This window comes from Pseudomonas sp. F01002 (assembly GCF_004402115.1).
GTDB classification, from domain to species: Bacteria; Pseudomonadota; Gammaproteobacteria; order Pseudomonadales; family Pseudomonadaceae; genus Aquipseudomonas; species Aquipseudomonas frigoris.
In genome coordinates, this window is record NZ_SOPU01000018.1 from 210,111 (window position 1) to 222,429 (window position 12,319).

A 12,319-nucleotide genomic window follows, 5' to 3' on the forward strand; every position below is an offset into this window, starting at 1 on the left:
AAAACTGATCGCTACTGCCCGTCATCTGGCGACCTACAATCCTGACTTCTTCTCCTGCACCTACGGCGCTGGTGGTTCGACCCGTGATCGCACCCTCAACACCGTGTTGCAGCTCGAAAGCGAAGTCAAAGTCCCTGCCGCACCGCATTTGTCCTGCGTTGGCGACAGCAAGGACGACTTGCGCGGCCTGCTGACCCAATACAAGGCAGCCGGTATCACCCGTATCGTCGCCCTGCGCGGTGACCTGCCTTCCGGCATGGGCATGGCCAGTGGTGAAATGCGCCACGCCAATGACCTGGTTGAATTCATTCGTGAAGAAACCGGCGATCATTTCCACATCGAAGTCGCCGCCTACCCGGAAATGCACCCGCAAGCGCGCAATTTCGAAGACGATCTGACCAACTTCGTGCGCAAGGCCAACGCTGGCGCCAACAGTGCGATCACCCAGTACTTCTTCAACGCCGACAGCTACTTCTACTTCGTCGAGCGTGTACGGGCGATGGGCGTGAATATCCCTATCGTTCCGGGGATCATGCCGATCACCAACTACAGCAAGCTGGCGCGCTTCTCCGATGCCTGCGGTGCGGAAATCCCGCGCTGGATCCGCAAGCAGCTGGAAGCCTACGGCGACGACACCTCAAGCATTCAGCGTTTCGGTGAACAGGTTATTACTGAAATGTGTGAACGTTTGTTGCAGGGCGGAGCACCGGGTTTGCATTTCTATACCCTGAACCAGGCCGAAGCGAGCCTGGCCGTGTGGAACAATCTGAAGCTACCGCGCTGATAGACTCCACGCCTCATCCCAAGGCCCTCTTCTGAGGGTCTTTTATATTCAAAAGACCCATGGAATGTTGTTCTCAATGATGACTGAGTCCTCGTCACCACGCCCTCAACTGGTTTATCTGGTTTTCGGCTCCCAGACGTACCACCAGGAAGCCGTGTTCAGCATCGCCAGTGCCTTGGCCTGGCTGCGTGAAACGCCCCACTCAGAGCTCGACATCCAGGTTTTCAGTGACAACCCGCAGCCCTACGAGCACCTGCCGGTACGAGTGCGCCCCCTCGACGAGCCTACCCGTCGCCGCTGGAACGAACCCCATGGCTATCACTTTCGAGCCAAGCATGTGGCGTTGCGCAAGGTGCTTGAGGAGTCGGAAGTCGCATTGCTGATCGACACTGACACGTTCTTCCATTGTTCACCCGTCGAACTGTTCAATCGCGTGCAACCCGGCACTCTGCTGTGCAACGACTACTACACCCAATACGGCACCAATAAGGAGAACGTGCTCTACAGTGCGCTGTCGAATACGCTTTTGAACAAAGGCCTGGCTGACGATCAGATGATGCTGCTCAATTCCGGCGTGATCGGGTTGCACCAGCAGGACGCGCAGGTGCTCGATCACTCCATTGCCTTGATCGACGAATTGTTTCCCATGGCACAGGGGGCTTATACCCTTGAGGAGTTCTGCCTGTCGGTCGCGGCCTATCGCACGATGCAGATCAATAAGTGTCCGGACCTGATCCATCACTACTGGAGCCGCAAGCAGTTGTTCAGGGCCAAGGTTAAAGCCTGGGTCGTCAAACACGCCAAGAACCCGACCAGTCAGGCAGCATTGGACGATACTCGCCGCGTGTCAGCTCACCTGCCACGACCGCCACGGGCCCAGCGAATGCTCTACAAACTCATCACCCTGGCACTGCCCAAACATCTGCGTCAGTTCATCCGCGAGATCCTCTATGGCTGCTATGAACACCACAATGAGTTCGACAAGGCCTGTGGGCCGGTGTGGTGGGACAAGGCGCTGCAAAACCAGGAAGAGCGCCTCGGCAAGCCGGTCACTCAGCACTTGCTCGAACGCTGGTTCGACAGGGCATTGGTACGACTGATCCTGGGCGGTCGACGCAAAGCTATCCACGACCACTTGCTCAATTCGCCCGATAAATAGAGGCCTGCGCGCAATCTATCTCAAGGACAACGCTAAACATGCTCGCCAGAGCTTCTCATTAGGCCCTGAGAGTACTAACCTCAGGCCATGCCCGTTATTGCCCAGTTGCTGACAATTCTGCTTTGTACTTGCCTGAGCTTCGCCGCTCGGGGCGAGAAGCTGCGCATTGTCACCGAACCCTGGGCGCCGTACGTGTATGAGGAAAACGGCAAGTCCCTGGGACTGGACTACGAAACCACCGCCATCGTCTTCAAACGCCTGGGCATCGAAGTGGAATGGCAGTTCCTGCCGTGGAAACGCTGCCTGTCGATGCTCGAAACGGGCCAGGCAGACGGCGCGCTGGACATCTTCCACAGCGATGAGCGCGACGCCACCCTGCTCTACCCCGGCGAGCCGCTCTCGGAAGTGGAGTTCGTAATGTTCTACGCCAATGAGCGGCCCCTCCCTTTTCGCACCCTGGCCGACCTGAAAGGGCTGACCATCGGCACTTCCCCGGGCTATCTGTACAGCCAGGACTTCAGCGAATCGACCCTGTTCACTCGCGAACCGGCGCCGACCCATGAAGCCAACTTCGGCAAACTGGTGCGCGGGCGGATCGACCTACTGATCACTGATCGCAGGGTCGGTCAGCACTTGCTCGATGAATTGGGCATCCGCGACAAGATTACCGAGAACCCGACCGTCATCAGCCACCAGAGCCAGTTCCTGGCAGTACGCCGCAACGCCGGCATGGACTTGTTGGTGCAGCGCTTCGGCGCCGAACTCAGACGCTTCAAGCGCGAGCCCGCGTACGCTGAACTGAGCGCCCGTTATGGCGCCGACCCGGCGGCCGAGGTAAAAACCACCAGAGCCACCGCCGCCAACGGAAAAACCGTTGAGCAGCAGGAAAGCGGCGCGCAGTGATTGCTCTGTTATACTCCGGCCTTCCCGCCAGGCTCACGCCCGGACGCTCGGACTTGTTCAAGGCATCTCGACCCCGCTACAGCGCAGCTTTTCAGCCCGCGCGAGCACTCCAGATGAGCCTTCTTGGCCCAGCAGGACCGGACGGGATTGCGTTCCTCTTAAACGCCATTCGCGCCAGGCAAGACTCCCATTGGGCCAAGCCCTAACTAAAACAGGATTACTCATGTCCTTTGCTTCCCTCGGTCTCTCCGAGGCTTTAGTCCGCGCCATCGAGGCAGCGGGCTATACCGAGCCTACTCCGGTGCAACAGCGGGCCATTCCCGCCGTGTTGCAAGGTCGCGACCTGATGGTCGCGGCTCAGACAGGTACTGGTAAAACCGGCGGCTTCGCCCTTCCGATTCTGGAGCGGTTGTTCCCCAACGGTCACCCGGACAAATCCCAGCGTCACGGCCCGCGCCAACCGCGCGTACTGGTCCTGACCCCAACCCGCGAACTCGCGGCTCAAGTACACGAGAGCTTCAAGGTCTATGCCCGTGACCTGAAGTTCGTCAGCGCCTGCATCTTCGGCGGCGTCGGCATGAACCCGCAGGTTCAGGCCATGTCCCGCGGTGTTGACGTGCTGGTGGCCTGCCCTGGCCGCCTGCTCGACCTCGCCGGCCAAGGCAGCGTCGATTTGTCCCACGTGGAAATCCTCGTGCTGGACGAAGCCGACCGCATGCTCGACATGGGCTTCGTCCATGACGTGAAAAAGGTCCTGGCTCGTCTGCCGAGCAAACGTCAAAACCTGCTGTTCTCGGCGACTTTCTCCAAAGACATCACCGACCTCGCCGGCAAGCTGCTGCACAACCCGGAACGCATCGAAGTCACGCCGCCGAACACCACGGTCGAGCGTATCGAACAGCGCGTATTCCGCCTGGCTGCCAGCCACAAGCGCTCGTTGCTGGCGCACCTGATCACCGCTGGCGCCTGGGAACAGGTGCTGGTGTTCACCCGCACCAAGCACGGCGCCAACCGTCTGGCCGAGTACCTGGACAAACACGGCCTCAGCGCCGTTGCGATCCACGGTAACAAGAGCCAGAACGCTCGCACCAAAGCCTTGGCCGACTTCAAGGCCGGCGAAGTGCGCATCCTGGTCGCCACCGACATCGCCGCTCGCGGCCTGGACATCGATCAGTTGCCACACGTGGTCAACTTCGAATTGCCAAACGTCGACGAAGACTACGTTCACCGTATCGGCCGTACTGGCCGTGCCGGTCGTTCGGGCGAGGCGATCTCGCTGGTTGCCCCGGACGAAGAGAAGTTGCTGAAAAGCATCGAGCGCATGACCAAGCAGAAGATTGCCGACGGCAACCTGATGGGCTTCGACTCCAGCGCTGTAGAAGCCGAGAAGCCTGAAGTCCGCGAGCGTCCGGATGTGCGTAACCCGCGCAACCCACGTGGCCCGCGCGGCGACGGTCCGAACGGCACTGGTGGTGGCGGCGGTCGTAAAGACAAGGGCAAGGACAAGGGCGGCAAGGAAAAACCTGCAGCCACTGGCCGTGGCGATCGCCCGGCGCGTGAACACAAGCCACGCGAAGGCACTCCGGCTCGCGAGCAACAACGTCCAGCACCACGCGCTGCTGCCGCAGACCGTGCTCCGGACGAGTTCCTGGACGACGATATCGATAACTTCGGTAACCGCGTCGATTACGTTCCTCAAGCCAAACCGGCTCAGGGCCGTGGCCGCCGTCCGAGTGCTCCGGCACAAGGCACGACAGCTGGTGCAGGTGCTCCGCGCACCGGCGGCGGCAAGCCTCAGGGTCGTCAAAGCGGCCCTCGCAGCAGCGATGGCGCCACCACCGGCACTCCGCCGGCCAAGCGCAGCGGCCCACGCAACGGTGCTCCACGTGACGGCCAGGCCCGTCGCGAAGAGTCCCGCAACCGCCGCCCTGCCCGCACCGACGACCAGCCGCGTTCGGAGCCAGCCGTGCAAAACCCGCGCGGCCCGGCACCGAAGATCATTCACAAGGAGTCGAAAACCGATCGTTTCCCGACTCCTGAGCAACTTGATCAACTGCCAGGCCGTCCGCGCGGCGAGAAACCAGCGTTGCTGACCCGCAATCGCTGAGTTATCACTGCAATAAAAAATGCCCATGATCGCGAGATCAGGGGCATTTTTGTTTTCTGCGTAGCGGCCCTGAAGTCAGGCGCAAATACCGGATTCACCAAAGAACAAATGTGGGAGCGGGCTTGCTCGCGAAAGCGGTTGAACATTCAACATTGATGGCGACTGACCCACCGCTTTCGCGAGCAAGCCCGCTCCCACACTTGATCTCATCGCCTGTGCGTATTGCGCCAGGTAATAAAAAACGCCCCCGATCGCAAGATCGGGGGCGTTTTTGTTTTAGCGGCGAAAGTTATTTCGCTTTGACACCTTCAAACGTCACGTACAACTCGACCGCGTCGGACTGTGGGCCCAGGTCTTTCTGCTTGCCGAAATCGGAACGCTTGATGCTGGTAGTGCCTTCGAAGCCGGCACGGTAGCCGCCCCATGGGTCCTTGCCTTCACCCAGGAAAGTGGCCTTGACCACGACTGGCTTGGTCACGCCCAGCAGGGTCAGGTCACCGGTCACGTCCGCAGTGTCTTTACCCGCGGCGTTTTTGCCGGTGGATTTGACGCTGGTGGAAACGAACGTGGCTTTGGCGAACTTGCTCACATTCAGGAAATCACCGCTGGCGATGTGCTTATCGCGCTCGGCATGGTTGGTGAACACGCTGGCGGTGTTCACGTTGAACTCGATCTTGCTGTCTTCTGGCTTGGCAGCGTCGAAGCTGAACTTGCCATCGATATCCTTGAAGGTACCGGTGATGAAGCTATAGCCCAGGTGGCTGATCTTGAAGTCAACGAAGGCGTGCTGGCCTTCTTTGTCGACGACGTAGTCGGCCGCCATCACGTTGGCGGACAGCAGAGCAGAACCGATTGCCAGAGCGGCGAGAGTCTTTTTCAACATGCTTTCTATTCCTTTGGAGTCGAGGTTGAACGTCAAGCTTTGCGCCCCAGCATTCGAGTGAGGGTCGCATCACGATCGATAAAGTGGTGTTTCAGTGCTGCCAACGCATGGAGGCCGGAAAAAATTACCAGCATCCACGCCAGATACAGATGAATCACACCGGCGGTGTCTGCCTGGTCCGGTAGTCCGGACACCAGTGCAGGAACTTCAAACAGGCCAAACACCGGAATCCCGACACCTTCTGCGGTGGAAATCAGGTAACCGGCAATCATCACAGCAAACAGACTGAGATACAGGAACGAGTGCCCGAACTTGGCGCCAATGCGCGTCATGCGGTTATAGCTTTCCAGTACTGGCGGCGGCGGACTGATGAAACGCCACAGCACCCGTAGAACCATGACAGCTAACAACACCAGGCCAATGCTCTTGTGCAAGTCGGGCGCGTCTTTGCGCCAGGTACTGTAGTAGTCGAGACCGACCATCCACAAGCCCAACGCAAACAGACCGAAGACCGCCAGCGCCACGCCCCAGTGCATAAAGATGCTGACCCAACCGTAGCGCGAAGAAGAATTACGTAGCTGCATTGCCCAAATCCTGTGAGAACTGCGAACAAGACTATCGAGTTATCTATCGAGTTAAAGCGGAAAATTTCGCTTTGAAATATCGAGAAATACGATCAAGAGTCTGAAATAGGTGAGTTAAGGAAAGATTAAAGACCAATGTGTAAGAAAAAATGAAGTCCAACTAAGGAACACCTGCGCCCCAAGATTTATTCGATTCTTGATATTGGTTTTCTTCAGGACATAAAAAAACGCGGCATTTCTGCCGCGTTTTTTAGTCCCAAAGCTTACTGCGCTTTGGTATCCGTCGCCGGAGTCGCAGCGGGCTTGGCCGCTGGTTTCTTAGCCGATTCAGCTTTCTTCGCCGGCGCTTTTGCCGGAGCCTTTTTGGCCTCGGTTTTGGCAGCAGGCTTTTTGGCCGGGGCTTTTTTGGCCGGTTCAGCTTTCACCGGTGCCGCTGGTTTCGGCGCTTCGACCGGTGCTGGCGCTGGGGCCGGCTCAGGTGTTGGAGCCGGTGCCGGAGCAACCGGAGCCACTGGCTCTGGCGCCTTGACCGGTGCCGGTTTGTCGTCAGAACCAATGAACAGGTTGGTGAAGAAGTTGCCTTTCTTCGCTGCCACCGCGCCGGCCGCCGCAACGGTCGCTGCCGGAACAACTTTCGCCGGTTCAAACGACTTGCCGGCCGCCAGGTCTTCTACCTGACTGGCTGCCCGCTGACCGGTGCGCAATGCACCTTCCAGCGTGCCCGGGTACAAGGTGTCAGTGTGTTCGCCAGCAAAGGCTACACGCTGAATCGGACGCTCCCACAGACGCCAGTACTTGCTGATCTGGCCAGGACCGAACGCCAGGTAAGCGCCGCCCATCGATGGGTCGGTGCTGTAGCGGCGGATTTCGTAACCGGTGAACGAACCGCGCGCCTGTGGATAAAAGGCGTGCAGACGGATCAACACCTGATCGACCATCTGCTTGTCGCCGAAAGCCTGCATCACGCGCGCGTTGTCGCCGGACAGGTTGATCACCACGTTGGCGCCGCCCTTCAGCGCCGGCTCAACCCACAACATGCCCAGACCGGCGTTGCTGTAGATCTCGCCGGTCATCCGCGCCTTGCTTTCCCACACTGGCGTCTTGAATTTCAGCATGATCTGGTCGCGCCAACCGTAGTTGGTGCCCTTGATCGCGCCCATGTGCTGGGCATCCAGCGACGGAGTCATCTGGATCTTGTTCAGGGCGCGCAATGGCACGGCCACGACGACGTAGTCAGCCTGATAGCCAACGCTGCCGACTTTGACGGTTACGCCGTCCTTTTCCTGGGTGATGGCCGAGACCGGGGAGCTGGTCTTGATGGTTTTCAGTTGTTTGACGAAGGCCTGTGCCAGCACCGGGCTGCCACCGAGCAGACGCGAAGCACGCAGGTCACGGTCGGCAACGCCACGGTAAACGCGGCTTTGCTGTGCGAAGTACAACAGCGACAGGCGCGATGGTTCGTCATAACGGGTACGAATCTGCTGATTCACCAACTGACGAGCCGTGGCCGGCAGATTCAGACGGTCGAGCCAGTTGGCCACGTTGATCTGGTCCAGCGCGAACAGCGTGCTGTTGGCCGCCGGGTTCTGCGGGTCTTCGATCGAGCGCGCCAGAACGTCAAGGGTCTTTTCGTAGCGCTTGAGCGCGTCGCTGGTGGCCGGCTGCTTGGTGGCCAGATCGGCGGCGGTGAAATACTCACCGTCAATCAGATAGCCCGGGGTCCGCACGAACTCTGGGGCCGGCGTGGTGCTCAGCTTGAAGGTCGATACGTACTTGTTCAGGACCGGTTGGGTCTTGTCGTTGCCGATCCACTCACTGGTGGCCATGCCGGAGCGACCGCCCATGCTCGGTTTGGCTTCCAGCAGGGTCACCTGCCAGCCCTTGTTTTGCAGTTCGTAAGCCGCGGTGAGGCCAGACAGCCCTCCGCCGATCACGATCGCCGTTTTATCCTTGGCCAGCGCAGACACGCTGAACAGCCCCAACATCACCAGCGCACAGGCGCGCAGCCAACCAGCAGACATTCAGCGAACTCCGGAAATACACGTAGGAAATAGCGGTTTTGCGAGTCAGACGACTCAAAGAACCGCGAAGAATACGTCAGCCATCAAAAGGCCGCCAGCGACGTCTATCCACCTATACAAAGTAGCTCAATCCACACAATGGGTTGTCCCCACGTCACGCATTGCATAGGCTTGCGCGATTGTTTGCCCGCGCACGTCGCGAGCCGCCTCGAGGAGACTGAAAATGGGCCTGAATAATCAGTGGATGCAACGCGATCTCGCGGTGTTGTGGCATCCTTGCACCCAGATGAAAGACCACGAACAGCTGCCGCTGATCCCGATCAAACGCGGTGAAGGCGTTTGGCTGGAAGACTTCGAAGGCAAACGTTACCTCGACGCCGTCAGCTCCTGGTGGGTCAACGTGTTTGGTCACGCCAACCCGCGGATCAACCAGCGCATCAAGGACCAGGTCGATCAGCTGGAACACGTGATCCTCGCTGGTTTCAGTCATCAGCCGGTCATCGAGTTGTCCGAGCGCCTGGTGAAGATGACGCCGGAAGGCCTGACCCGATGCTTCTACGCCGATAACGGTTCGTCCTGCATCGAAGTCGCGCTGAAAATGAGCTTTCACTATTGGCTCAACCGCGGCCAGCCAAACAAAAAGCGCTTCGTCACCCTGACCAACAGCTACCACGGCGAGACCATGGCGGCGATGTCGGTGGGCGACGTGCCGCTGTTCACCGAAACCTACAAGGCCCTGCTGCTGGACACCATCAAGGTGCCGAGCCCCGATTGCTACCTGCGCCCGGAAGGCATGAGCTGGGAAGAACATTCGCGCAACATGTTCGCCGCCATGGAACAGACCCTGGCCGAGAACCACGACACCGTCGCTGCAGTCATCGTCGAGCCGCTGATCCAGGGCGCCGGCGGCATGCGCATGTACCACCCGGTTTATCTGAAACTGCTGCGCGAAGCCTGCGACCGCTATGGCGTGCACCTGATCCACGACGAAATCGCCGTCGGCTTCGGCCGCACCGGGACGATGTTCGCCTGCGAACAGGCCGGCATCCGCCCGGACTTCCTGTGCCTGTCCAAGGCCCTGACCGGCGGTTACCTGCCGTTGGCGGCCTGCGTGACCACCGAAGATGTCTACAGCGCTTTCTACGACGACTACCCGACCCTGCGCGCCTTCCTGCATTCCCACAGCTACACCGGCAATCCGCTGGCGTGCGCGGCGGCATTGGCGACGTTGGATATCTTCGAAGAAGACAACGTCATCGAGAACAACAAGGCCCTGTCTCAGCGCATGGCCAGCGCCACTGCGCACCTGGCCGATCACCCGAACGTTTCGGAAGTGCGTCAGACCGGCATGGTACTGGCCATCGAGATGGTCAAGGACAAGGCCACCAAGGAAGCTTATCCGTGGCAGGAACGTCGCGGCTTGAAAGTGTTCCAGCATGCGCTGGAGCGTGGTGCTTTACTTCGTCCGTTGGGCAGCGTGGTGTACTTTCTGCCGCCGTATGTGATTACACCGGAGCAGATCGACTTTCTGGCTGAAGTGGCCAGCGAAGGCATCGACATCGCGACTCGCGATAGCGTCAGTGTTTCGGTGCCGAAAGACTTCCACCCGGGCTTCCGAGATCCGGGCTGATTGATTTCACCGAAGCTCCCACAGTTGACCGCGTACACCTGTGGGAGCGAGCTTGCTCGCGATAGGGCCGCCAAAACCTGCACACATTTTACAGAGACCCCCGATGAGACTGTCCCGTTTCTTTATCGACGCCCCCTTGAGCACCGGCGAACACGAGTTGCCCGAGGCCCAGGCCCATTACATCAGCCGCGTGTTGCGCATGGCCGAGGGTGATGCGCTGCAACTGTTCGACGGTTCGGGCCATGAGTTTCGCGCCACGCTGGTGGAGGTCGGCAAGAAGCGCGTCGTCGTGCAGATCGATGAAAGCTTCGCCGGGCAGGTCGAGTCGCCCTTGCAGATCCATCTCGGCCAGGGCTTGTCCCGTGGCGAGCGGATGGATTGGGCGATTCAGAAAGCCACCGAGTTGGGCGTCACTGAAATCACCCCGATTTTTAGCGACCGCTGTGAAGTTCGGCTGAAGGATGAGCGCGCCGACAAACGCCTGATGCACTGGCGCCAGGTTGCGATCAGCGCGTGCGAGCAATGCGGACGCTCACGGGTGCCGGTGATTCATCCGCCGCTGCTGTTGGCGGATTGGTTGAAGCAGACGGAGGCCGAATTGAAACTGGTACTGCATCCGGTGGCCGAACCATTGGTGAGCCATGCGAAACCGGCGACGCTGGCGTTTTTGATCGGCCCGGAAGGCGGGTTGTCCGACGCTGAAGTCGAGCAGGCCAAGGCTGGCGATTTTCACGCCGCCCGCCTCGGCCCTCGCGTGTTGCGCACCGAAACCGCGCCGGTGGTAGCGTTGGCGGTTGCCCAACAGCTTTGGGGCGACTTCTAGGACCTCTTCGCGAGCAAGCCCGCTCCCACACTTGATCTGTGTCGTTCAGAGATCAAATGTGGGAGCGGGCTTGCTCGCGAAGGCCCGCGACGCGGTCTACAAGACATAAAACAGAATCTGATCGTTCAGAAACTATTGCACCGGGTCACTCACCGGTTTGGCGATGATTGCTTTCAGTTCGCTGGTCATCGGAAATTCCAGGTTCAGGCCTTTGGGCGGAATCGGCTGCTGGAACCAGCGCTGGTAGATGCCGTTGATCTCTCCCGAGCTGTACAGATCGGCGAGTGTCGAGTTCACCAACTCAAGAAACTGCGGATCATCCTTGCGCACCATACAGCTGTAGATTTCCCGCGACTGCTCCTCACCCACCACCACCCAGTTATGCGGATCGCGGGCCTTGGCGCGTTCGCCGTAAAGCAGCGCGTCATCCATATAGAACGCCGCCGCCCGACCTGACTGCAACATCTGGAAGGCTTCGCCGTGGTCCTTGGCGCTGATCACGAACATATCGATCTTGTTATCGACGTTGTAGCTCTTCAGAAACCGCTCGTTGGTGGTGCCCGCGGTGGTCACGACGTTCTTGCCACGCAAGTCGGCGAAACTCTTGATGCCGCTGTCCTTCGCCGTGAGCAACTGACCCTTCACGTAGATGAACCCGTAGGAAAACGCCACTTGCTGCATACGCTCGGCCGTCACGCCGGTGGAGCCGCACTCAAGGTCGACCGTGCCGTTCTGCACCAGCGGAATGCGCGTTTGTGAGGTCACCAGGTTGTACTTCACCTGCAGATCCGGCAGCTCAAGCTTTTGCTTGATGCGCTCGACAATCTTGCTCGCCAGGTCCACCGAATAGCCCATCGGCTGCCCCGTGTGATCACCCACGTAAGAGAACGGCACCGACGCGTCGCGATAACCCAGCGTGATGCTCTTGGCATTGGCGACCTTGTTCAGCGTGCCGGTCAGCGGCGCTTCGTTGGCCTGGACCTGACTGGCGAGCAGCAGGCCGAGGGTGCAGCCGATCAACGTGATTTTTTGCATTGTTATTCTCCGTTGTGGGTAAGGCGATTAGCGGCGGGCGGCGATCACGGTGATTTCCACCAGCACCTCTGGCCGGGCCAGTAGCGCCTGCACAGTGGTGCGGGTCGGTGCGTTGCCCGGTGACAGCCACTGCGACCAGACCTCGTTCATGGCGGCAAAGTCGCGGCCAATGTCGTTCAGGTAAATGGTCGCGTTGAGCAGATGATCCTTGTCGCTGCCAGCCTCGGCCAGCAACGCATCGATTTTCGCCAGCACTTCGGCGGTTTGGCCGGTGACGTCGGTGCTGTCACCCGGAACCTGTCCCGAGAGAAACACCAGATCGCCAAAGGTCACCGCGCCAGAGAGGCGGCTGTTGCTGTTGATTCGGTTGATGTTCATCGGTTTTTCCTT

11 protein-coding genes are annotated in these 12,319 nt (G+C 59.5%); 6 read left to right on the plus strand and 5 right to left on the minus strand.

The annotated features are described in order from the left end of the window. The 4 genes from metF to E3W21_RS14735 form a co-directional block, all read left to right on the plus strand. A partial coding sequence (gene metF / locus E3W21_RS14720; protein ID WP_256661561.1) for a methylenetetrahydrofolate reductase [NAD(P)H] occupies window positions 1-784 on the plus strand: 784 nt, incomplete at its 5' end. 76 nt (window positions 785-860) lie between these two features. Then, the gene (locus tag E3W21_RS14725) at window positions 861-1,943 is read left to right on the plus strand and encodes a hypothetical protein (RefSeq protein WP_134420630.1); all 1,083 of its coding nucleotides are present in this window, start codon (window positions 861-863) and stop codon (window positions 1,941-1,943) included. A gap of 87 nt (window positions 1,944-2,030) precedes the next feature. Then, window positions 2,031-2,846 (plus strand): ABC transporter substrate-binding protein, encoded by an 816-nt coding sequence (locus tag E3W21_RS14730; protein ID WP_134420632.1) that lies wholly within the window; start codon window positions 2,031-2,033, stop codon window positions 2,844-2,846. Between the two features lie 223 nt (window positions 2,847-3,069). After that, window positions 3,070-4,953 (plus strand): DEAD/DEAH box helicase, encoded by a 1,884-nt coding sequence (locus E3W21_RS14735; protein WP_129440403.1) that lies wholly within the window; start codon window positions 3,070-3,072, stop codon window positions 4,951-4,953. 289 nt (window positions 4,954-5,242) lie between these two features. Here E3W21_RS14735 and E3W21_RS14740 read toward each other — a convergent pair whose 3' ends face one another. The 3 genes from E3W21_RS14740 to E3W21_RS14750 form a co-directional block, all read right to left on the minus strand. Continuing rightward, window positions 5,243-5,836: a YceI family protein gene (locus tag E3W21_RS14740; protein ID WP_129440401.1), complete on the minus strand. Its 594-nt coding sequence runs from the start codon at window positions 5,834-5,836 to the stop codon at window positions 5,243-5,245. 32 nt (window positions 5,837-5,868) lie between these two features. Next, entirely contained in the window at window positions 5,869-6,420 is a 552-nt protein-coding gene (locus E3W21_RS14745) for a cytochrome b (RefSeq protein ID WP_129440399.1), read from the minus strand. 263 nt (window positions 6,421-6,683) lie between these two features. Further along, window positions 6,684-8,441: a flavin monoamine oxidase family protein gene (locus tag E3W21_RS14750; RefSeq protein ID WP_134420634.1), complete on the minus strand. Its 1,758-nt coding sequence runs from the start codon at window positions 8,439-8,441 to the stop codon at window positions 6,684-6,686. 223 nt (window positions 8,442-8,664) lie between these two features. Between E3W21_RS14750 and E3W21_RS14755 the strand changes: the two genes are divergently transcribed. Next, entirely contained in the window at window positions 8,665-10,071 is a 1,407-nt protein-coding gene (locus E3W21_RS14755) for an adenosylmethionine--8-amino-7-oxononanoate transaminase (protein WP_046045254.1), read from the plus strand. A gap of 103 nt (window positions 10,072-10,174) precedes the next feature. After that, window positions 10,175-10,894, plus strand: a complete 720-nt coding sequence (locus E3W21_RS14760; RefSeq protein ID WP_134420636.1) for a 16S rRNA (uracil(1498)-N(3))-methyltransferase — start codon at window positions 10,175-10,177, stop codon at window positions 10,892-10,894. Between the two features lie 132 nt (window positions 10,895-11,026). Here the strand turns inward: E3W21_RS14760 and E3W21_RS14765 are convergent, their stop codons facing one another. Both E3W21_RS14765 and E3W21_RS14770 read right to left on the minus strand, forming a co-directional pair. Beyond that, complete coding sequence (locus E3W21_RS14765) at window positions 11,027-11,929, minus strand: transporter substrate-binding domain-containing protein (protein ID WP_129440391.1); 903 nt, start codon at window positions 11,927-11,929, stop codon at window positions 11,027-11,029. Between the two features lie 27 nt (window positions 11,930-11,956). Then, entirely contained in the window at window positions 11,957-12,307 is a 351-nt protein-coding gene (locus E3W21_RS14770) for a RidA family protein (protein ID WP_134420638.1), read from the minus strand. Window positions 12,308-12,319 lie beyond the last annotated feature (12 nt).